Origin of the sequence: Mesorhizobium loti, assembly GCA_014189435.1 — a bacterium.
Classification (GTDB): domain Bacteria; phylum Pseudomonadota; class Alphaproteobacteria; order Rhizobiales; family Rhizobiaceae; genus Mesorhizobium; species Mesorhizobium loti_G.
The window spans coordinates 2,997,450-3,018,017 of record CP050293.1; the positions used below are offsets into that span (position 1 = coordinate 2,997,450).

Annotated in this window: 20 protein-coding genes and 1 tRNA gene; 10 read left to right on the plus strand and 11 right to left on the minus strand. The window is 62.4% G+C overall.

From position 1 onward, the window contains the following. Positions 1 to 46: 46 nt before the first annotated feature. On the minus strand, positions 47 to 1,864 hold the full coding sequence (ade, locus tag HB777_14680; protein ID QND65007.1) for an adenine deaminase: 1,818 nt from the start codon (positions 1,862 to 1,864) through the stop codon (positions 47 to 49). A 198-nt stretch (positions 1,865 to 2,062) separates the two neighbouring features. On the opposite strand from ade, the gene HB777_14685 reads away from it, so the two are divergent. Next, the gene (locus HB777_14685; protein ID QND65008.1) at positions 2,063 to 2,728 is read left to right on the plus strand and encodes a porin family protein; all 666 of its coding nucleotides are present in this window, start codon (positions 2,063 to 2,065) and stop codon (positions 2,726 to 2,728) included. A gap of 275 nt (positions 2,729 to 3,003) precedes the next feature. Then, a tRNA-Leu gene (locus HB777_14690) sits at positions 3,004 to 3,089 on the plus strand. A 980-nt stretch (positions 3,090 to 4,069) separates the two neighbouring features. Here the strand turns inward: HB777_14690 and HB777_14695 are convergent. Further along, positions 4,070 to 4,648 (minus strand): NUDIX domain-containing protein, encoded by a 579-nt coding sequence (locus HB777_14695; protein ID QND65009.1) that lies wholly within the window; start codon positions 4,646 to 4,648, stop codon positions 4,070 to 4,072. 164 nt (positions 4,649 to 4,812) lie between these two features. On the opposite strand from HB777_14695, the gene HB777_14700 reads away from it, so the two are divergent. After that, positions 4,813 to 5,916, plus strand: a complete 1,104-nt coding sequence (locus tag HB777_14700; protein ID QND65010.1) for an NADH:flavin oxidoreductase/NADH oxidase — start codon at positions 4,813 to 4,815, stop codon at positions 5,914 to 5,916. 93 nt (positions 5,917 to 6,009) lie between these two features. On the opposite strand, the gene HB777_14705 is transcribed toward HB777_14700, so the two are convergent. The 6 genes from HB777_14705 to HB777_14730 all read right to left on the minus strand — a co-directional run bounded on the left by HB777_14705 (position 6,010) and on the right by HB777_14730 (position 12,621). Continuing rightward, a complete protein-coding gene (locus HB777_14705; protein QND65011.1) occupies positions 6,010 to 7,179 on the minus strand; it encodes an iron-containing alcohol dehydrogenase in 1,170 nt (389 codons plus the stop codon). Positions 7,180 to 7,219: 40 nt separating this feature from the next. Further along, positions 7,220 to 8,050, minus strand: a complete 831-nt coding sequence (locus HB777_14710; protein ID QND65012.1) for an ABC transporter permease — start codon at positions 8,048 to 8,050, stop codon at positions 7,220 to 7,222. After that, a complete protein-coding gene (locus HB777_14715) occupies positions 8,047 to 8,919 on the minus strand; it encodes an ABC transporter permease (GenBank protein QND65013.1) in 873 nt (290 codons plus the stop codon). The genes HB777_14710 and HB777_14715 overlap by 4 nt, the downstream gene beginning before the upstream one ends. Positions 8,920 to 8,922: 3 nt before the next feature. After that, positions 8,923 to 10,017 (minus strand): ABC transporter ATP-binding protein, encoded by a 1,095-nt coding sequence (locus tag HB777_14720; protein ID QND65014.1) that lies wholly within the window; start codon positions 10,015 to 10,017, stop codon positions 8,923 to 8,925. 76 nt (positions 10,018 to 10,093) lie between these two features. Next, positions 10,094 to 11,239 (minus strand): extracellular solute-binding protein, encoded by a 1,146-nt coding sequence (locus HB777_14725; protein QND65015.1) that lies wholly within the window; start codon positions 11,237 to 11,239, stop codon positions 10,094 to 10,096. Between the two features lie 38 nt (positions 11,240 to 11,277). Continuing rightward, a complete protein-coding gene (locus HB777_14730) occupies positions 11,278 to 12,621 on the minus strand; it encodes a glutamine synthetase (GenBank protein ID QND65016.1) in 1,344 nt (447 codons plus the stop codon). A gap of 37 nt (positions 12,622 to 12,658) precedes the next feature. Between HB777_14730 and HB777_14735 the strand changes: the two genes are divergently transcribed. The 4 genes from HB777_14735 (at position 12,659) to HB777_14750 (ending at position 14,704) form a co-directional block, all read left to right on the plus strand. Then, positions 12,659 to 13,492 carry a hypothetical protein gene (locus HB777_14735; GenBank protein ID QND65017.1) on the plus strand — a complete coding sequence of 278 codons (834 nt, stop codon included), beginning with the start codon at positions 12,659 to 12,661 and terminating at the stop codon, positions 13,490 to 13,492. A gap of 193 nt (positions 13,493 to 13,685) precedes the next feature. Beyond that, positions 13,686 to 14,003, plus strand: coding sequence for an SH3 domain-containing protein (locus tag HB777_14740; GenBank protein QND65018.1), 318 nt, complete (start codon positions 13,686 to 13,688; stop codon positions 14,001 to 14,003). A gap of 153 nt (positions 14,004 to 14,156) precedes the next feature. Next, on the plus strand, positions 14,157 to 14,435 hold the full coding sequence (locus tag HB777_14745) for a DUF982 domain-containing protein (GenBank protein ID QND65019.1): 279 nt from the start codon (positions 14,157 to 14,159) through the stop codon (positions 14,433 to 14,435). A 29-nt stretch (positions 14,436 to 14,464) separates the two neighbouring features. Then, complete coding sequence (locus tag HB777_14750) at positions 14,465 to 14,704, plus strand: DUF2188 domain-containing protein (GenBank protein QND65020.1); 240 nt, start codon at positions 14,465 to 14,467, stop codon at positions 14,702 to 14,704. Positions 14,705 to 14,830: 126 nt separating this feature from the next. On the opposite strand, the gene HB777_14755 is transcribed toward HB777_14750, so the two are convergent. Beyond that, complete coding sequence (locus HB777_14755) at positions 14,831 to 15,061, minus strand: hypothetical protein (GenBank protein ID QND65021.1); 231 nt, start codon at positions 15,059 to 15,061, stop codon at positions 14,831 to 14,833. A gap of 92 nt (positions 15,062 to 15,153) precedes the next feature. Beyond that, positions 15,154 to 16,152 carry an alpha/beta fold hydrolase gene (locus HB777_14760; protein ID QND65022.1) on the minus strand — a complete coding sequence of 333 codons (999 nt, stop codon included), beginning with the start codon at positions 16,150 to 16,152 and terminating at the stop codon, positions 15,154 to 15,156. A 182-nt stretch (positions 16,153 to 16,334) separates the two neighbouring features. Here HB777_14760 and HB777_14765 point away from each other — a divergent pair, with 182 nt between their 5' ends. Both HB777_14765 and HB777_14770 read left to right on the plus strand, forming a co-directional pair. Beyond that, entirely contained in the window at positions 16,335 to 17,078 is a 744-nt protein-coding gene (locus HB777_14765; GenBank protein QND65023.1) for a competence/damage-inducible protein A, read from the plus strand. An 81-nt stretch (positions 17,079 to 17,159) separates the two neighbouring features. Further along, positions 17,160 to 17,993: a universal stress protein gene (locus tag HB777_14770; protein ID QND65024.1), complete on the plus strand. Its 834-nt coding sequence runs from the start codon at positions 17,160 to 17,162 to the stop codon at positions 17,991 to 17,993. Here HB777_14770 and HB777_14775 read toward each other — a convergent pair. Next, complete coding sequence (locus tag HB777_14775; GenBank protein QND65025.1) at positions 17,990 to 18,874, minus strand: LysR family transcriptional regulator; 885 nt, start codon at positions 18,872 to 18,874, stop codon at positions 17,990 to 17,992. The genes HB777_14770 and HB777_14775 overlap by 4 nt on opposite strands. Positions 18,875 to 19,108: 234 nt before the next feature. On the opposite strand from HB777_14775, the gene HB777_14780 reads away from it, so the two are divergent. Continuing rightward, entirely contained in the window at positions 19,109 to 20,512 is a 1,404-nt protein-coding gene (locus HB777_14780; protein QND65026.1) for an aspartate aminotransferase family protein, read from the plus strand. Positions 20,513 to 20,568: the final 56 nt, after the last annotated feature.

Genomic DNA, 20,568 nt, shown 5'->3' on the forward strand with positions numbered 1-20,568 from the left:
AGTTGATATTCGGTCAGGCCCGCCTCACCCGAATATCAACATACCCCTAAACGAATAAATCCACCTTCTGGAACGTCGTCACGTCGATCAGGCCGACATCGGAAATCCTGAGTTCGGGAATGACGACCAGCGCCAGCAGCGAGTGCTGCATATAGGCGTTGTTCAATGAACAGCCCATCTTGCGCATCGCCTCGGTGAGTTTTTCGGCCTTGGCGGCGACGATTTCGGCCCGCTCGTCCGACATCAGGCCGGCGATCGGCATTTCGACCAGCGCCAGTTCCTTGCCCTTGGAGAACAGCACGACGCCGCCACCGACCTCGCCCAGACGGTTTACCGCCAGCGCCATGTCCTGCTTGTTGGTGCCGACGCAGATGATGTGGTGGCTGTCATGCGCCACGCTGGACGCCAGGGCGCAGTCGCCCATGTAGCCGAAGCCGGAGACGAAGGCGTTGGTGACGCCGCCCGTGCCCCGGTGGCGCTCGACCAGCGCGATCTGGCAGATATCGTTGCGGCGATCCATGGCCACCAGTCCGTCCTCTACCGGCAGATCGGCCTCCAGTGCGCGCGTCGGCGCCTGGTTCTCGATGACGCCGATGACGCGCACCCGGACTTCATTGGCGCCCTTGGGGGCGGCGATGTCGAAGTCGCCAGCCTTGAGCTTCTTGCCGAGCTTGACGGTGTTCTTCGCCGTCCGGGGGTAATCATAGGCCGGAATGTCGATTTCGAGCTTGCCGCCCTTGGCCAGCCTGACGCCGCGCGCATAGACCTCGTCGATGGTCATTGCGGCGAGATCCGAGACGATCAGCAGGTCGGCCAGTCGCCCCGGCGCAATCGAACCGATCTCGCGCTCCAGTTTGAAATGCTGGGCGGTGTTCAACGTCGCCATCTGGATCGCCGTCACCGGCTTCAAGCCTTGGCTGATGGCGTGGCGCACCACGCGGTCCATATGGCCTTCCTGGACGAGCGTGCCGGAATGGCTGTCGTCGGTGCACAGGATGAAGTTGCGCGGATCGATGCCGCTCTCCGTCACCGCCTTGATCTGCGAGGCGACGTCGTACCAGGCCGAACCCAGCCGCAACATCGCCTTCATGCCCTGGCGCACCCGGGCAATGGCGTCCTCGGCTCGCGTGCCCTCGTGGTCGTCCTCGGGGCCGCCGGCGACATAGCCATGAAACGGCAGGCCGAGATCGCGCGAGGCATAGTGGCCGCCGACCGTTTTCCCCGCTTTCACCGTCGCGGCAATCTCGCCCGACATCACTGGATCGTTGGCGGCGACGCCGGGGAAATTCATCACTTCGCCAAGGCCGATAATGTTTTCCCAGGTCATCGCCTCGGCGACATCGGCGACCGTCAGCTCGGCGCCGGCATGCTCCAGTCCCGGCGCAGAAGGCACGCAGGACGGCATCTGCACATGCACGTTGATGGGCATGGCAACGGCCTCGTCATGCATCAGCCGCACGCCGGGCAGGCCGAGCACATTGGCGATCTCATGCGGGTCGATGAACATCGAGGTGGTGCCGTGCGGAATGACGGCGCGGCAGAATTCGGTCACCGTCACCATGCCGCTTTCGACATGCATGTGCGCGTCACAGAGGCCGGGCACCAGATAGCGCCCGCCGGCGTCGACCACCTTGGTGCCCTGGCCGATGGCATGGCTGGCATTGGGCCCACAATAGGCGAAGCGCCCGCCGGCAATGGCGATGTCGGTGCCGGCGATGATCTCGCCCGAATGGACATTCACCCATCGGCCGTTGCGCACGACCAGGTCAGCGGGTTTGCGCCCCATGGCGACATCGACCAGATGTGTCGCCATCTCGGTCCAGGGTTTGGGTTTCGTCGTATGCGCCGACGGCTTCTTTGCCATGAGAGACTCCTGTTTGCCCGACTGTGCCAAGCCGGTGTGGTTTTGACCAGCACTGAACGGTCTGCGTGGCTGTTGATCACCTGATTACGCCGTCTTCACCACAAACCGGTCGCAGTCAGAAATGGAATTCCGTTTCACGGCAAATCAGGCTACCTTCCCCTCCAGGGACCTTTCTGAATCGTCATTTCGGGGAGTTCGATGCGTCGCCTGGTGGTCGCAAGTGCCGGTTTCCTTGCCGCTCTGGCCGTGCCGGCTTTCGCAGCCGACCCGACGGTCGACGTGCCGATGACCGCGCCCGGCTTCGACTGGACAGGCTACTATGCCGGCATGCAGGCCGGCTATGGCTGGGGCCGATCCGACATATCAGGGACAGAGGGCGAGCCCTTTTCAATCTCGCCCGACATTGACGGCGGCTTCGTCGGCGGCCATGTCGCCGGCCTGTGGCAGTTCGACCAGGCGGTACTCGGCGCCGAGGCAGACCTCAACTATTCCTCGATCGGCGGCACGACGGTATCCGGCCTTGGAAGCACATTTGGCACCGACGTCAAATGGTTCGGGTCGGTCAACGCCAAGGCCGGCTACGCGGTGGATCGCGTGCTGGTCTACGGCATTGGCGGCGTCGCCTTTGCCGGCATCGAAACATCGCAAGTCGCGGGTCCGGCGTTCGCCAGCACGCGCACGAGCGTCGGCTGGACCGTCGGGGCCGGCGTCGACTACGCGCTGACCGACAAGTTCGTCGTCGGCGCGCAGTATCGCTACTATGATTTCGGCTCCGAGCACTATGACGTGCCTGATGCCTTTGTGGACCGCGATCAGGATGTGAAGCTGAACACCGTCGGCATCAATTTGAGCTACAAGTTCTGAACCAGCCCGTTGTTGTGACGCTGGAGGCCGGGACGGACTTCGGGTGGGAATGGGGGCGGCCGACGCTCCCAGTGGGCGGGGGGAATGGGTTGGGCCTGAGAGGCGCCGGCCTTGGCGGATCAAATCCACCATACAGGCATCGTACCAGTACCCGCGGCGCCGGTAATTCCGTGATCGCGCCAGTATCACCAAGCCGCCCGGTCTGTTTGCAGGTTCGGCAAGACCCAAGAACACGACTTGACGGCCTGTGTCTGGCGTCTGAAAAGGGCTGGCCTGCGGACGTGGCGGAATTGGTAGACGCAAGGGACTTAAAATCCCTCGATCTCTGATCGTACGGGTTCGATTCCCGTCGTCCGCACCACTGCTGTGATTTGCGGTCTATCGGCTTTGATAACTGCATTCTCAGAAATCAAAATCAACGGCAAACAGGCCGAACCGCAGGGGCACGCGCTAGATGGCTGCGTGACAGATAACAAACGGCCCGGCACGCTCGCAGTCGGGGGGACGTTGGGGTCGTGCCGGGCCGTTGCGGGTGGGCTTGGTTTGGGATTTTCCCCCGCACCGACCAGCGTACATGTATATTAGCCATAGCTCAATTAAGACTGAAGTCCTGCCGGCCCTAGCGGCCCAAGGGGTACCTGGAGAGCGAAACCAGCTCCAGCTCGTCAGTCACGCCGGCCATGTAATTTGCGATGATCCGAGACGCGAGCGCGTTGCGCGCTTCAGTCGATTGGTGGTTGAGCTTAAGCTGCTCAAAAAACGCGCCCCAACAAGGCCAGTTCGGATGGATCAAAGATCCCAGCTTCCGTTGCTTTTCTCCGAATAGGCACACGACCTCCCAACTCAGTATATTTGAATGCCAAGGCGCTCACGCCTTCGCCACCTCACCACAGCTCGATAGCTGGCGTCATCTTCAGGCACTTGCAGGACGAAACGGTCGGGAATTGTGACGCCGGGGTCCACCCGCAATTCCGCACCATGAGCGTGTTGATTTCTAACGGAGCAACCGATCTTCGCATCGTCCGTGATGATGGTCGCATCCTTCAGGACAATCCCACGAGCGTGAGAGCGTCGCTCTATCGGCGGATCAATGGGGATCATGGCGCTCTTCTTCCCGTAAATCCAGCAGTGAACGGTTGATGGACTTCAAACGCATGCCTGACTCGCAAAACCATGAATCAATTAGCTATCACTAAAATGGTTCCCAAAAAGCAAAGCCGACAGCCCGCCTCGCCTGTTCTGTCCTCGAGAAGCGCCCTCGCGGCCATCCATGGCCTGCTTTGATGACGCCTGCGTTCCTGGCGCTCCGATGCCGGCAAGGCGCCGGATAGCCGCCGAGGGTCAAGCAACGATCGGATTGAGCTTCAGGTGCTGGATCAGGATGATGGTCTTGGCATCGATGATGCGGCCGTCGGCGATGCCGGCCAGCGCCTCGTCGAGCGGCATTTCCAGCACCTCGATGTCCTCGCCCTCTTCCGGCGCGCCGCCGCCGGCCGAGATGCGGTCGGCGGGCGAATAGCGGGCGATGAAGAACCAGAGCCGTTCGGTGACGCTGCCCGGGCTCATATAGGGCGAAAACAGCCGCTCCACATCCTTCAGCCGATAACCCAGCTCTTCCTCGGCTTCCTTGCGGATGGCGGTCTCGGGATCGTTTTCGTCGAGCAGGCCGGCACAGGCCTCGATCAGCGGCTCGCGGTGGCCGGTGACGTAGGCGGGATAGCGGAACTGGCGCACCAGAAGCACGGTCGAACGCGCGGGATCGTAAGGCAGGATCACCGCGCCGTCGCCGCGATCATAGGTCTGGCGCACCTGCGTCTCCCACTCGCCGTCACGCCGGCGGTAGTCGAGGACGGTCTTCTTCAGGACGGCCCAGTCGTCGGAGAGGATCTCTTCCGAACGGATGCGAATGCGATCTTCCATCATTGTCTCCATGCTATTGGGCTATAGGGTCGAGGCCTAGTCGTGAACCGGCGTTTCGGCAATGCCGTCAGTGATTGGTCCAGAAGCCGTTTCACCGCCCCGTGTCTGGTGCAGGCTCGATCGGTTGCCTAAATAGCTGCTAACCCCTCCCCGGAGTTTTTTTCATGACAGCATCGCTTTTCCAGCCGATCACCCTCGACGGCCTCACCTTCCCCAACCGCATCGCCGTTGCGCCGATGTGCCAATATTCCGCCGAAGACGGCTCGGCGAGCGACTGGCATCTCTACCATTGGATGAATCTCGCAATGTCCGGCGCCGGCATGGTCACGGTCGAGATGACCGATGTCGAGCGGCGCGGGCGCATCACGCATGGCTGCCTCGGCCTCTATTCCGAAGACAATGAAGCCGCCGCCCGCCGGACGCTGGATGCCGCAAGACGCGTCGCCGCACCCGGCACGAAATTCGGCTCCCAGCTTGCCCATGCCGGACGCAAGGCCTCGAACCGCAAGCCGTGGCAGGGCGGCGGACCGCTGCAGCCAGACGAGGATCCATGGCAGACCGTCTCGGCCTCGGCCATCGCCTATGACACCGGCTGGAACGTGCCGCACGCGCTGGATGACGAGGAGATCCTGCAGCTCATCGAACGCTTCACTGATGCGGCAAGGCGGGCCGAACGCGCCGGCTTCGACTTCCTCGAACTGCATGCCGCGCACGGCTATCTGATCTTCCAGTTCCTGTCGCCCTTGTCCAACCAGCGCACGGACCGCTGGGGCGGCTCGCTGGAAAACCGCATGCGTCTTGTCGTCGAGATCGCCAAGGCGGTGCGCAAGGCGGTGCCAAAGTTGATGCTCGGCGCGCGGCTGTCGGTGACGGATTGGGTCGATGGCGGCTTCGATGTCGAAGACGCAATCGAAGTCGCGAAAGCCCTCAAGGACGTCGGCATCGCCTATCTCTGCTGTTCGAGTGGCGGCAATTCACCGCTGCAGAAATTGCCCACCGGCCCCGGCTACCAGGTGCATCTGGCCGAGGCCGTGCGCAAGGGTGCCGGCATTCCGACCCGTGCGGTCGGGCTGATCGACGACCCCAAGCAGGCCGAGGCGATCGTCTCGGAGGGCCGCGCCGACATGGTGGCGCTGGCGCGCGCTTTCCTGGCCGATCCGCGCTGGGGATGGCGTGCGGCGGCGACGTTCAGCGAGACGATCCACCCGGCGCCGCAGCTTGCCCGCTCGGTGACCACGATGCAGCATTGGATGAAGGCGGCAGTCTGACCGGCCGCTTGCGGGCTAGAGCAGTTCACCGTTTCACGGAAACGGCGAACCGCTCTAACTCTTTGTTTTGACACAATTCCGGACGGAATTGCTCTAGCCTGAGATGGCGGCCCGCAGGATCGTGCGCAGCTTGTCGCGATCGAGCTTGATCGGGTTGCCGCCCGCGCAAGGGTCGCTCTCGCCCATCGCGGCGACGCGCTCTTCGTCGATGTTGGTCAGCCCGATGCCCGGCAGCGTGGCGGGGATGTTCAAGCGGGCGCGCAGACCGATGATCCAATCGAGAACCGCTGGAGTATCGTGGGTCGGCAGATCGAGGAAGCGCGCGAGCAGGCTGAGTTTTTCTTCCAGCACCGGCGCGTTGAACTCGACGACATAGGGCATCAGCACGGCATTGAGCAGGCCGTGGTGGGTGTCGTGCAGGGCGCCGAGCGGGTGGGCAAGCGCGTGGATCGCGCCAAGGCCCTTCTGCAAGGCGACACAACCCATGCCGGACGCGATCAGCATCTGCGCCCTTGCTTCGATGTTCTGTCCGTCTTCGACGGCGATCGGCAGCCAGGTCTTGATCAGCCGCAGCGCGTTGAGTGCGATGCCCTCGGCCATCGGATGGAAGCTCGGGGCGCAATAGGCTTCCAGCGCGTGCGAAAGCGCGTCCATGCCTGTGGCCGCGGTGATGTGGGCGGGCAGTCCGGTGGTCAGTTCCGGGTCCATCAGAACCACGTCCGGCAACATGCGCGGATGGAAGACGATGACCTTGCGCTTTTCCGTCTCGTTGGTGATGACCGAGGAGCGGCCTAGCTCGGAGCCAGTGCCGGCAGTGGTCGGTATGGCGATGACGGGAATGAGGCGGGACGTGTCGACCCGCTTCCAATTGTCGCCGATATCCTCGAGATCCCACATCGGGACGGACTGCGTCGCCATCAGCGCGATCGCCTTGGCGGCATCGAGAGCACTGCCGCCGCCGATGGCAACGACAAGGTCGTGCTGCCCCTCTCTCAAAAACGCCACACCATCCCTGACATTGCCGCCGGTCGGGTTCGGCTTGACGTTGTGGAAGAAGCCCAGGTCGAGGCCGCCAGCTTTGAGGACTTCAAGCGTGCGCTGTACCGGAAAAAGCGTCTTGAGGCCCTCATCGGTAACCACCAGCGGCCGCTTCGCGCCGAGTTCGCGCACGATATCAGCCAGTTCGCTGATCCGGCCATTGCCGAAGCGCACGGAGGTCGGAAAGCTCCAGTTGCTGGAGACGGCCGGGGTGAAAGCGGTCATGGGATCATTACCTTGAATTGGCTGGGGAATTGTCTGGAAATCAGGCCGGTGCCAGCTTCTGTCGCTTGAGCGCGCGGCGGCGCAGGAAATCGGCCAGGAACACCAGGATCAGCGCGGGGATGAAGTTGAGTGTGGCGAGTGCCGGATAGATCGGCGAGGAGCCGACGGCGATGCCGCTGTAGACGAAGATCGGCAGTGTGCGCGCCGTGCCCGCCAGCGAGTAGGAGACGTAGAAATTTCCCCAGGAGAGCAGAAAGGCGAAGGTCGCGGCGGAGAGGATGCCGGGCCACAGCAGCGGGAAGGTGATTTCGCGGAAGACCTCCCAGCCGGTGGCCCCGGCATCGCGCGCTGCGTCCTCCAGCGTTTCGTCGAAGCCGTAGACCTGCACGGCCACGATCACCAGCGCGAACGGGGTGATGTAGACGATGTGGCCGATGATCACCGTCGCCAGCCCAGTTGAAAAGCCGAGCCAATTGCCGAGCACCGAGAACCACAGCAGCATGACCACGCCCAGCAACAGCTGGGGAAACAGCAGCGGCAGGAAGCTCACGGCCCGAAAAATGTTCTGGAAGCGGAAGCGATAGCGGATCCACGCGACCGCGCCTGCCGAGCCGAGCACGGTGGCGAAGACCGTCGAGATCATTGCCACGATCGCGGAATTTGCCACCGCCGGCAGGAAGTCGGGCTTGCGGAACAGCTCGCCATACCATTCGAGCGAAAAGCCCTCGATCGGGAAGGTCAGCACCCGGCTGCTGGTGAAGGAAAACACCACAAGCGTCAGGATCGGCACGTAGAAGAAGAGGATCAGCAGCGCCACGATGCTGACGAGGAAAATGTCGACAAACCTGTCCTTGAGCCGTTCCGGGATCATTGGACAGTCCTCCCGCGATTGCCGCGCATCAGCACGACCGCGGCGAGCGCCAGCGACAGGGCGCCGATGACGATCAGCACCAGCGTCAGTGCGGCACCCAGCGGCCAGTTGACGCGTGTCTCGAAACTCTGGCGGATCAGTTCGGAAGCCAAAGGCGAGGTGCCGCCGCCCAGAACCTTGGGTTCGAGGAAGGCGCCGAGGCTGAGCACGAAGACCAGCACGGCGCCACAGTAGAGGCCGGGACGAGCCAGCGGCAAGGTCACTTCGAAGAAGGCGCGCAGTCGCGATGCGCCGGAATCATAAGCGGCCAGCACCAGGTCGCGGTCGATGCGCGCCAGCGAGAGGTAAATGGTGAACATCGGATAGACGACCAGGCCATAGACCATGCCGATCATCGTGCCTGTCGGCGTGAAGAGGAGATTGAGCGCTTCCGGACCAAGACCGAGATGCGCGAGCAGCCAGTTGGCAACGCCGCTCTTGTCGAGCACGAGGATCCAGCCGAAGGTTTTCAGCACCGCGTCCGTCAGGAAGGCGAAGATGATCAGGATCTGGATCTGCGCATTGTAGGCCCTGAGCCGCGTCGCCAGCGCATAGGCGGCCGGAAAGGCGATCAGCACGCAGACGACCACGCACACCAGCGCCATGGCGACGGTTCGCGCCATGATCGTCCAGTAATGCGGCTTGGAGAACACCTCGGTCCAGACCTTGAGGTCCCAGGTCCAGGACAGGCGATAGAATTGCGTCGTCTGGAACGACAGGATCACCGTCATGACCAGCGGAATGATGAAGAACAACAGCATCACGATCGCAAGCGGCGCCACCGTTGCCACCAGTATCGGATCACCCCAGCGCTTGCTATCGGTTCGCACGGGTCACTCCGAAAGCAGGAAGCAGCGGGTGGGATGAAAGCCGATCCTGACGCTGTCGGAGACTTTTGCCGGCAAATCGAGCGAGCCGGCGAGATCCATGACGACGGCCTTTTCCAGGCCGGGCACACGGACGCGATACTGCGTCGACGAGCCCTTGATGAAGTATTCCTCGACGGTGCCGTTCAGCACCCACTCGCCGGTCTCGGCCGCGCTGGTGACAAAGCGTATGGTTTCGGGACGAACCAGCAGCGCTGTCTGGCTGCTGCCCAGGAAGGGCGAGACCTGCTCGCCGGCGATGACCGCGACATCGTCACCGGTCAGTGGCGAGGTGACCTTGGCCCCGGTGCCATCGCGCGAGACGGCGACCGGCAGGAAGTTGGTTTCGCCGATGAAGCCGGCGACGAACATGTTGGCCGGCCGGTAGTAGATGTCAGATGGCGTGCCCAATTGCACGACTTCGCCGGCGCGCATGACGCAGATGCGGTCGGCCAGCATCATGGCCTCTTCCAGGTCATGCGTGACGAGCACGAAGCTGGTGCCGAGTTCGCGATGCAGCTTCTTCAGCTCGGCCTGCAGCGATTTCTTCAGCTTGGCGTCGAGCGCGCTCATCGGTTCGTCGAGCAACAGCACGCTCGGGCGTGAAATCAGGGCGCGGGCCAGCGCCACGCGCTGCTGTTCGCCGCCGGAAAGCTGGACGGGATAGCGCGTCAGATATTCGCGCTTGAGATGCATGAGATCGAGCATGGCGGCGATGCGCTGATCCATCTCCGCCTTGGCCACCTTCTGCAATTTGAGCGGAAAACCGATATTGTCCGACACGGTCTTGTGCGGAAACAGAGCCAGCTTCTGGAAGACCATGCGGGTCGGCCGTTTGGCCGCCGGCACGCCCTGCATGTTTTCGCCCTGGATTTGCAACACGCCTGATGTCGGGTCCTCGAAGCCGGCGAGGATTTTCAAAAGCGTGGTCTTGCCGCAGCCGGACGGGCCGACAAGTGCCACGAATTCGCCCGCACCGATATCGAGGGACACGCCGTGCAAGGCTCGCATCGAGCCATAGTCCTTGACGATGTCAGACGCGTTGATGATTGCGGTTGTCAAAACTCGGCCGCCCTGAATATGGGTGAAAATGTCATGGAGCCCGCGCGTCGGAACGCGCGGGCCTTGAGGGTAACGCTCAGCGCGCGGCCAGTTCTTCCTGCCAGATCGCCAGCATGTCGTCGATGTTCGGCGCGACGGTGTGGAACTGGCTCTTGTCCCAGGCTTCCCACATATAATCCATCTGCAGCGCCTTCTTTTCGGCGTCCGAAAACAGCGCTTCCGCCTTCTGGTTCGGCACGAGATTGCAGGTTGCCTCGGTGATCGACAGCTGCTTGGCCACGTCCGGAGAGACGATGTATTTCAGGAAGTCGGCGGCGACCTTGGAGTCGCGGCCGTTTTCGATCAGGCCCGTCGCCTCCATCCAGATGATGCCCTGCTTGAGGCCATTCTTCGGCTCGGGAACGATCGACTGGATGTAGTCGTGCCCCTTCATGCGCAGCGACGAGGTGGCATAGGTGCCGCCACCGATCAGCGCCCGGAACGATCCGTCGATCAGGCCTTTCTGGGCGATCGCCAGGTCGGCGACGATGGCGCGGGTGTTCTTGAAGGCCGCGCGCAGCACCTTGCGTACTTCATCGAGTGCTGCCTGGTCGAGCGCGACATAGGGGTTGACCCCGGCATAGAGCGCCAGCGGCATGATCGGCCAATCACCCCAGTCGAGCAGGCAGATCTTGTCCTTGTAGGCGGCATCGAAGACCGGCGCGTAGCTCGACCAGGTTTCGAGCTTGTCGAACTTGGTGTTGACCGTCGGACCGACCCAACCCCAGCGGGTCGGCAGGCCCGTGGCCTTGCCCTCGAACTGCAGCGGCGTGAAAGGCGCGCGGAACTGCGGGTAGAACTCGGCATATTGATCGGCGAAATCCTTGTCGTCGATGTAGCGGCAGATGCCGGCCGGCCCCATGCGCGCGATCCACGGGCTGTCGGATGAAACGAGGTCGAAATCCTTCGACGCGCCGGCGGCGAGCTTGGCGAAGCCGCCAGCGGAATCGGTAATCAGGTCGACGGAAATGGAGACGTCCTTCTGCTTCTGGAACGGATCCAGGATCGATGGCGCGTTGTAGCCTTCCCAGCACATATAGTTGAGGCTTTCGGCGGCGGATGCGCCCTTTGGCATGCCGAAGATGCCGGCGCCGGCGGCTGCCAGTCCAAGGCCGCCCATGCCCTTCAGGACGGCGCGGCGATCAACGCCGCGCGTTCCGATTTCTGCTGTTTGTTTTTTCATTTGCCTGTTCCCTTTCTGTTGTCAGTCGCAGTTCCCGGTCAGACGATGCCGAGGTATCGCCGGATCTCCCATTCGCTTACCTGTTTCTGATACTCGCCAAATTCGAAGCGTCGCCCGGTGACGAAGCTGTCGATGAAGTCGTTGCCGAAGATTTCGCGGGCGACGGCACTTGCGTCGAGCCGCTCCGTCGCCTGGCCGAGATCGGACGGAAAGACGGCCTCTGGCGAAGGCGTGGCGGCATAGAAGTTTTCACCGCTTCCGGCCGGCGGTTCGATCTTGTTTCGAATGCCATGAAGGCCGGCGCCGATGCAGAGCGCCAGTGCGAGATAGGGATTGGCGTCGGCCGAGGGCACGCGAAACTCCACGCGGGTGGATTCCGGCTCGTCATTGATGACGCGCACCGCAGCCGTGCGGTTCTGGACGCCCCAATTGGCTGAGGTCGGCGCCCAGGCGCCGGGCACCAGGCGCTTGTAGGCATTGACGGTGTGGGCGCACATCGCCAGCAGTTCTGGCATCAGCCTGACCAGGCCGCCGATGAAATGGAGCCCAAGCTTGCTGATGCCATCACGCGCGGCGGGGTCGGCGAACACCGCATTGCCTTGCCGGTCGCGCATCGAGACATGCAGGTGTCCCGACTGGCCCGGCAGCGACGGTGAAAGCTTTGACATGAACCCGGCGGTCAGGCCGTGACGGGAAAAATAGCCCTTGGCAAAATTCTTGAACAGCACCGCGTCATCGGGGGATTTCAGCCCCTTGGCGTAAGTGAGCGGCGCCTCGAAACATCCAGGCCCGAGCTCGGTGTGAATGGCATCGAGGCCGATCCCCATCGTCGTCATGGTGTCGTGCAGGCCCTGCAGGAGCTCGCCATGAACCGCCGATGTCTGCAGGGAGTAGGTGCGATTGCCCTGCGCGAAATAGGTGAGGTCGCGATAGTCCTTGGCGCGCAGGCTTTCGGGCGTCTCGTCGAACAGGAAGAACTCGTATTCGAACGCCGAGAACACGTCGAAGCCCAGATCAGCCGCCTCGGCAATCAGCCTCTGGCAGAGATTGCGCGGCGAGCGCTTGCCAAAATCGCCGGAGAAATCGGCGATGCAGAGCGCCGCGTCATCGGCAAACGGATATTTGCGCAGGCTCGCAGCATCGAGGACCGCAGGCCGGTCGATGAAGGCGCCGTCGATGAAGGTTTTTTCGGCGATGTCCCAGAAATAGAGAACCTCGCAGAAGGGATAACCCTTGGCGGCCAGTTTGACGGCCTTGTCGGCGGAAACCAGCTTGTCTCGAAATTCGCCAGCCGGGTCCATCATGCCGATATGCACGGCCTTGGCACCAAGCTTTTCCAGGCACGACGCGAACGTTGCGCCGGCTTCATTGACTGTCGACATATAGGCCCGCCCTAGTATTCTCGCCTTGAGGCTAGGCTTGGGCTTCCCGCAACAAAATATCCCGATAGGGATAGACGGACGGGAAAGTTGGCACGGCCTCAAACAGGCTCCCAAAGCCCGGCTGGAGGACAACAAGATCGTGGTAACCGCAGGGTTCGCGCCGTGGAATCGAAAGATTGCAGCAGCAATCCAGGAGGTTGGAACGCCCGATTTCCCGCAACGCGTCGAGGAGGCGCTGAGGGCCGTCATCGACCTCGATATCGTGATGATCTTTGCCTATTCAGGCGCGGAGAAGCCGGTCTGCCTATACCACAACATCGACCCGGTGCGGGCGGCGACGGTGATCACCGCCTATGCGAGCGGGCCCTATCTGCTTGACCCCTTCTATCGCGCGGCGACAGACCCCAAGGCCATCGGGGTCAGGCAGTTGAGAAGAATGGCGCCGGATCAATTCTACAGTTCGGAATATTTTCGCCAGCACTACGGCCTGACCAAGATCCGCGACGAGGTGGGCATCGTCTGCCGGCCGGAAGGGTGTGCGGCCATCGTCCTCAGCTTCACCCGCCCAATGGGGTCACCGGCCTTCGGGCGGCGGGATCTCAAGATCATCCAGGACGCGGAGCCTGTGATCCGCCTGCTGATCGAACGGAACTGGAGCAATGCCCGCCTGAGCGCCATGGAAACCGGCGAGCCGATCGATCCGATGAATGCGACGCTCAACAGGATGACAGGCGGCGTTCTGACACCGCGCGAAATTGAAGTCACCTCGCTGATCCTGCGGGGACACTCCAGTGCCGCTATTGCGGATGCGCTCAACATTGCCGAGGGGACAGTCAAGATCCACCGCAAGAATATTCACCAAAAAGCTTGATATCTCTAGCCAATCCGAATTGTTCTCGATGTTCATCTTTCACCTTTCGAAGCAATAGCGGTGTGTTGATTGGCCCAGCCGACGGGCGCAAACATGACGACGTCAGAGCCGCCACGGCTTCGCTTCAATTCTCGCCGCAAACTGTTACCTTAGGTGAGGCTGCGGCGGGCGCGGCCGGGCTTGGGAGGATATCATGTCGTTCAGGGCATTCTTGCCGGTTGCAGCGCTGACCGTTGTGGCCGGACTGTGGATCGGCACATCGACGCCGGCCGGCGCACAATATTGTGAGGGCACGGTGCACGGCCTGTCCGGCCGCTACAATCTGGCGACCGGCAGCGGCTTTCTTGCCGTGCGGACGCGGCCGAACTCGTCATCGCGGATGATCGGGCAGCTGTTCAATGGCGATCATACCGAGATCTTCGATCGGCGCGGCAACTGGTATCAGGTCGAACTCGGCGGCCGGACCGGCTGGGCAAACGCACGCTGGCTGCGCAACGATTGCGGCTACTGAGACATCAATGCATGCCACCCAAAAGTGGATCCGGTTTTGGGATAACGACATGCATCAAACAAAGACCTGAGGCGCGTCGCAGACGCGACGCGACTTTTGGGCGCAGGCTGAAGGCCATGGTTGCAACCAAATTGGCTGCTTTGCGTTGCGGCCATGATGGACAACAAACCTTTTGAAGTGCCGGTCGTCGTCGAACTTGGCCATGTCGGCAAATATCGCCATATCCGCAGCGCCCAGGAGGCGGCGGAGTGCCTGATGACCGTGTGGCCGCTCAATCGAGGCCCGCGCCATCGTGATGCCCTCGACACTTGCCTCAAAGTGCTGGAAGGTTATCGTTCGACCGCGGATGCGCGCCGGGCACTGATTGAAGCCGCCAAGGAATCGGAAGTGCTGGTGCCCGACGACAGACTGCCCGACGACCGGCTGCATTGAGCAGACGGACCTTTCAACTGGAGGTTTTCATGGCGAAGCTGACTTACAAGATCGTCGAGCATGACGGCGGCTGGGCCTACAAGGTCGGAGCGACCTTCTCGGAGACGTTTCCCACCCATAAGGACGCCTTGCGCGCCGCCGAAATCGCCTCGGCCGAGCAGCAGGTCGCCGGAGCCACGGACGGCATCCAGTATGAGGACGCCGATGGCAAATGGCATGAGGAACTGGCCGACGGCCGGGACCGGCCACAGACAGAGATTTCCGACTGACCCTTCGTCAGGAAGCCGACCGCGGACGCCCGGAGAGAAGACGTCTCGCGGCAGCAGAAGCCCGCGGCTCTATCTTCTGAGCATGATCCCGAAAACCGGTACCCACTTTTCGGGATCATGCTCTGACTATTTGCCGCAGTATTGGTCGTTGACGTTGCCCTGAGCATTCGCATCGGGACCGGCGGTGTTGGAGGCGCAGGGTCCGATTGCGCCGGTGCTGCCGAGGGTGTTCAGCCCGGAGTTGTCGCCATTGATGCTACCGGTCGTGGTCGTGTCCACCGACGATGAATCCTCGTTACCGAAAAGCCAGTTGTGATGGAGCCAATCTTGCTGGTTGCCGTTCGACGACTGCGCCATCGCCGATGTGGCGAGACCGATCGTCTGAATTACTCCGTGTCTTGGCCGCCTTGGGTGCGACACGGGTAAAACCCGCCAATCAGCCGAATGGTTCATTGAAATTGCTGTGAAGCCGGGTTGATGTCGGATCGGAAAGCACGGGCCGCAATGCGTTTGATGAACGCAATGACCCGTTCCGGCTCGTTGAATTGCGGCATGTGTCCGAGGCCGTCGACAGATTCGAACTCGAGCCTTTCGATCTTGTTTTGCATAGGCTCGCCGTGGGTACGGATATCGATAACCCGATCGGCCGTTCCGAAAAGAATGCCGGCCGGCATGGCGATCTCGCCATAGCGCTGCTCGAGGCGGCCGAGATCTTGTTCGACTGCCACGACATCGGAGGATGTGGCGTAGAAATGAGTTGGCCTCAGCCCCAGCCATCCACCTCCGTCGACCATGTAGTCGGCAGGAAAAGCCTGTGGCGCGAAGATGAATTCCATTGTCGGCCGCGCGTATCTGAGGCTCGTCGGTATCGCCAGCGTATAGCTCATGACCCGGCGCCACAGGCGTGACGGGATATAGAGCAAGCCCAGCTTTTCGCGCGCACCGGCTTCCATGTGGGTCAATGGCGACAACAAGGCGATGCCGGAGATCACCTCAGGATGCTCCACGGCAAGGGTCAGCGCGATGGCGCCGCCGAGGGAATGACCGACCACCAGCGGCCTTTCCAGCCCAAGCGCTTCGATAAAGCCTCGCACGATTCCGGCCTGTTCGGGCAGGCCACCGGTGGCGCCGCCGGCGCGCACCGAATAGCCCGCCCCCGGTCGGTCGAGCGCGATCAGCCGGTAGCCTGGGCCGAACCGGCCGAACAGAGTGTGGCGGAAATGGTGGAGTTGAGCGCCAAGCCCATGCACGAAGACGATCGGCCGCCCCTCACCCTGATCGACATAATGGATGCGGTTGCCGTCGATCTCGATGAATTTCCCGACCGGCGGCACCAGCCTTTCGGCCTTGGCCGCGATCCACAGCGTCGCCAGCACCAGACTGGCGATCCCCAGGACCGCCAGCAACAACAGAACGACCAGCAGCCACGACAGAATCGACAGGAGCATTGTTCACCCGGACCAGAGCCTGGTTGAGCTTAGCCGCATCCGGTGCCGCTGCAACCTTGCATCTGGCGTGGCTGCTCATCGGGCAATCTCGGCATAGGGCACGGATCATTCACCGCTCGGCCGGCATTGCGGCCGCTGCCGCGCCGCGCTATCTCAGGCGACCCGTCTTGCCGGAGCTTCCCATGCCTGAAATCGTGACCGCCGCCATGCTCGTCATCGGCGATGAGATTCTGTCAGGCCGCACCAAGGACAAGAACATCGGCCATCTCGCCGACATCATGACGGCGATCGGCATCGACCTGAAGGAAGTGCGCATCGTCCCGGACGAGGAAGACGAGATCGTTGCCGCGGTGAACGCCGTGCGCGTCCGCTACACCTATGTGTTCACCACCGGCGGTATCGGCCCGACGCATGACGACATCACGGCCGATTCCATTTCCAAGGCTTTTGGCGTGCCTTGCGAATACGATGCGAAGGCCTATGCGATGCTGGAAGCGAGCTATGCCGCGCGCGGCATCGAATACACCGAGGCCCGCAAGCGCATGGCACGGATGCCGCGCGGCGCCGATCTCATCGACAATCCGGTGTCGGTCGCTCCAGGCTTCCGCATCGGCAACGTCCATGTCATGGCCGGTGTGCCGTCGATTTTCCAGGCCATGCTCGACAATGTCGTGCCGACGCTGAAGGCCGGCACGAAAATGCTGTCGGCAACCGTGCCCTGCCCGTTCGGCGAAGGCCTCATCGGCGGGCCGCTGGGCGACATCCAGAAAGCGCATCCGGACACGATCATCGGCTCCTACCCGAAATATGGCGACGGCAAGTTCTGGACCGAACTGGTCGTGCGCGCCCGCAGCCAGGAGGCGCTTGACGCCGCCCGCGCCGATGTCGAGGCGATGGTCGCCGGGTTCGCCAACAATCCCGGTTGATCCGGTCCGGACCGGAACCAAGCACGGCGCTGCAACGTTTCCTCGGCACGAGTTCGGTAGCTCGTAGATTGAGGGATCATCATGCGATTCAAAACCATCGTCGCTATTCTGCAGAACGAGCAGGACGCGGAGCGGGTGCTCGACTGTGCCATTCCGCTCGCCACCCGGTTCCAGAGCCATCTGATCGGCATCCACGCCGAAACGCTTCCTGTGCCCTACACCTCTGCCACAGGCTTTCCCGACACCGAGTTCCTGCAGGTTTCGGCCGACATGAACCGGGAGCGGGCCGAGAAGCTGCAGGCCGTGTTTCTCAGGCATATCGAGAATTCCGGTCTTTCCTTCGAGTGGCGAAGCCTGGAGAGTTTTTCGGGCGACAGTGCGCTGACCGGGATTTCAAGCGTGCGGGCCGCCGACCTCATCATAGCGGCGCAGCGCGAAACGGGCGGTGACCCGAGCGCGGATGTCGACACGCTGGTCTATGACGCCGGCCGACCGGTGCTGGTGGTGCCGCATGCGGGTCCGCTGATCACCACCTTCAAACACGTGCTGCTCGCCTGGAACGGCAGCAAGGAAGCGGCGCGCGCCGCTTTCGACGCACTGCCCTTCATCATCGAAGCCGAGAAGACCGACATATTGATCATCGACCCCCCTGAAACGCTCGACGACAGCCCGGAAGCCGCCGGCGCCGAAATCGCGTCCGCGCTATCGCGCCACGGCGCCACCGTCAGCGTCTCGGTGCAGCATTCGGGTGGCAATTCGATCGATGACATCATCCAGACCAGGATCGCGGAGACCGGCGCCGATCTGCTGGTGCTCGGCGCCTACAGCCACTCATGGCTGCGCCAGCTTCTGTTCGGTGGCGTGACTCGCACGGTGCTGCGCACGTCGCCGGTGGCAGCCTTCCTGTCGCGTTAGAATGCGTGGATCGAGGATCCCTGGCGCGCAGCGAAATACGCCCCGACATGGTCGATGACGGCGGAAGTCAGGTCATGGGCCGCGTGAGGGCTGCGTCGCAAAGCGACGTCATAATAGCCGACGGACGGAAGGCCGTGCTCCAGTCCGAACGGCGCCAGTTCGCCCGACAAGGCCGCAACCGGCAACGGTGCAACTGCCAACCCGGCTCGTACCGGTGCGAGTTGGCCAGCGAGATTCTCGCTTGTACAAACGATGTGATAGGGGATGCCGGCTGCGTCGAGCGCATCGATAGCGGACTTCCGCCAGATACAACTCGCCGGACCTGCGGCAACCGCCAGCGGACGGCGCAGGTGGGCGGTTCCATGCGCGAGGCCTGCCCACACAAGCCGGTCTCTGTGGATGGTCGTTTCGGATGATCCGGCTCGACCTGCCGCACCAGCGGTGACGAGCGCAATATCCAACTCGCCCTCATCCAGCATCCGCGACACTATGCTGCTCGTGCGGCAAGTCACGTTGATCTCCACCAGGGGGTACGCAGCCGTATAGCTGGCGAGAACCGAGGGAAGGAACGCGACGGCATATTCGTCCGTCATTCCCAGCCGCACAGCGCGTCCGTCCGACAGGCGGTTGAACCGTACTATCGCTTCTTCGGCGATCCCAAGAACACGGCGCGCGTAGGTCAGAAGCGCTTCTCCTGCTGACGTCAGCAGTATGGAGCGCCCTTGATGCACAAAGATTGGCTGTCCTATCTGCGTCTCGAGCCGCTTCATTTGCATGCTGACGGCAGATGGCGTCCGGTGCACTGTTCGGGCGGCGCCGACGAAGCTGCCAGTGTCGACAACCGCCAGCAAAGTACGCAGGAGCGCGCTGTCCAGCGCCAACAGAACGCCTGAATCCGGCCGTGCGTGGTTCGACATCCGTGGCAAACCCCAATCCGCCAATTTGGCCCCAATTCGCCAATTTGGCTGATGATCAGTGTAAGTCCTTTTCGTTTCTCAGAGCAATCGGCTTCGGCCAAACTGAGTAAATCCAAATGGACGATCTGGTTCAACGGACGTGGCAGCCGACCGTCGGCATCTTGGCATATGCATTGTCATTACTTGGAGCCCCCCTCAATGAACACCGCGCTCGCTCTCGCATACCATGCAGCACAGGCATGGATTGACGGGCTGGATGATCGTTCGGTGGCGGCCACGGCCACCCTACCGGACCTCAAGCGGTCATTCACCGGTCCGTTGCCGATCGATGGCCGCAGCGCGAAGGACGTGATCCAGGCACTCGTCAGAGACGCCGGCGCCGGGATGCATGGCAGCGCAGGCGGACGTTTCTTTGCCTGGGTGGTTGGCGGTGGGCTGGAATCCGCGCTCGCGGCCGACTGGCTCGTTGCCACCTGGGATCAGAACGCAGCGCTCTATTCGGCCAGTCCTGCGTCCGCAGTAATCGAAGAAACAGCCGGCGAATGGGTCAAGGAACTGCTCGATCTGCCGCGCGACGCCTCTTTTGCTTTCACCAGCGGTTGCCAGATGGCGCACATGACGAGCCTTGCGGCCGCGCGGGTGGCGCTGCTCAAGCGCGTCGGCTGGAATGTGGAAGAGGACGGGCTGTTTGGAGCGCCTGGGATCAGAGTGCTGACGAGCGACCAGCGGCACGTCACCATAGACCGCGCGGTGCGCTTTCTGGGGATCGGCCGCAACGCCATTGAACAATTGAAAACGGAGGGGGATGGACGCGTCTCTCCCGCGGTTCTCGATGGCGCGCTTTCCGAAAACTCCAAGCCGGCCATACTCGTGCTGAATGCCGCCGACTTGAACATCGGCGCATGCGACCCGTTCAAGGACTTGATCCCAATGGCGCATTCGGCCGGCGCCTGGGTTCACATCGACGGCGCATTCGGTCTTTTCGCCCGCGCGAGCCGGGCGTACCGCCACCTGCTCGACGGTGTGGAAATGGCCGACAGCTGGGCGACCGACGGCCACAAATGGCTGAACGTTCCCTTCGATTGCGGTATCGCGATCATCGCGGATCGCAACGCGCATCGGACTGCGATGACATCGAACGCCTCCTATGTCGCGCCAGTAGCTGTCGCGCGGGACCAGATAGACTGGAACCCGGAATACTCTCGCCGGGCGCGCGGCGTTCCCGTCTATGCCGCGCTCAAGGAACTCGGCCGCAACGGTGTTGAGGCTTTGGTGGATCGCTGCTGTGCGCATTGTGCCAACATCGTCGAGGGGATTGGCAAACTGCCGGGCGCCGAGATTCTTGCAAGGCCAACGCTCAATCAGGGTCTGCTAAGGTTCGGCCGGCCAGGCGCATCCCCCGAGGAAAATGACGTCTTCACCGACGAAACAATTCAAAAAATCAACGCGACAGGCGAAGCCTTCTTCTCCGGCACGACATGGCGCAACCGCCGCGCCATGCGCGTCAGCGTGGTCAACTGGCGCACCGGCGAGCAGGATGTGAAGCGGGCGATCGCGGCCGCGACTTCTGTGCTGACGCCGGAAGTAGCCACGCCCATTTGACCGAAGGTTCCGCCACTTGCCAATGCCTAGGCTTTCCGGCTAATTCCGCGCGCATC

What these genes read in the sequence shown, in the direction of transcription:
- HB777_14780 (QND65026.1), top strand. Translation starts at nt 19,109, where the DNA reads ATGAACACCGCGCTCGCTCTCGCATACCATGCAGCACAGGCATGGATT.
- HB777_14740 (QND65018.1), top strand. Translation starts at nt 13,686, where the DNA reads ATGTCGTTCAGGGCATTCTTGCCGGTTGCAGCGCTGACCGTTGTGGCC.
- ade (QND65007.1), bottom strand. Translation starts at nt 1,864, where the DNA reads ATGGCAAAGAAGCCGTCGGCGCATACGACGAAACCCAAACCCTGGACC.
- HB777_14695 (QND65009.1), bottom strand. Translation starts at nt 4,648, where the DNA reads ATGGAAGATCGCATTCGCATCCGTTCGGAAGAGATCCTCTCCGACGAC.
- HB777_14725 (QND65015.1), bottom strand. Translation starts at nt 11,239, where the DNA reads ATGAAAAAACAAACAGCAGAAATCGGAACGCGCGGCGTTGATCGCCGC.
- HB777_14765 (QND65023.1), top strand. Translation starts at nt 16,335, where the DNA reads ATGCCTGAAATCGTGACCGCCGCCATGCTCGTCATCGGCGATGAGATT.
- HB777_14750 (QND65020.1), top strand. Translation starts at nt 14,465, where the DNA reads ATGGCGAAGCTGACTTACAAGATCGTCGAGCATGACGGCGGCTGGGCC.
- HB777_14755 (QND65021.1), bottom strand. Translation starts at nt 15,061, where the DNA reads ATGGCGCAGTCGTCGAACGGCAACCAGCAAGATTGGCTCCATCACAAC.
- HB777_14745 (QND65019.1), top strand. Translation starts at nt 14,157, where the DNA reads ATGATGGACAACAAACCTTTTGAAGTGCCGGTCGTCGTCGAACTTGGC.
- HB777_14710 (QND65012.1), bottom strand. Translation starts at nt 8,050, where the DNA reads ATGATCCCGGAACGGCTCAAGGACAGGTTTGTCGACATTTTCCTCGTC.
- HB777_14705 (QND65011.1), bottom strand. Translation starts at nt 7,179, where the DNA reads ATGACCGCTTTCACCCCGGCCGTCTCCAGCAACTGGAGCTTTCCGACC.
- HB777_14760 (QND65022.1), bottom strand. Translation starts at nt 16,152, where the DNA reads ATGCTCCTGTCGATTCTGTCGTGGCTGCTGGTCGTTCTGTTGTTGCTG.
- HB777_14685 (QND65008.1), top strand. Translation starts at nt 2,063, where the DNA reads ATGCGTCGCCTGGTGGTCGCAAGTGCCGGTTTCCTTGCCGCTCTGGCC.
- HB777_14730 (QND65016.1), bottom strand. Translation starts at nt 12,621, where the DNA reads ATGTCGACAGTCAATGAAGCCGGCGCAACGTTCGCGTCGTGCCTGGAA.
- HB777_14700 (QND65010.1), top strand. Translation starts at nt 4,813, where the DNA reads ATGACAGCATCGCTTTTCCAGCCGATCACCCTCGACGGCCTCACCTTC.
- HB777_14770 (QND65024.1), top strand. Translation starts at nt 17,160, where the DNA reads ATGCGATTCAAAACCATCGTCGCTATTCTGCAGAACGAGCAGGACGCG.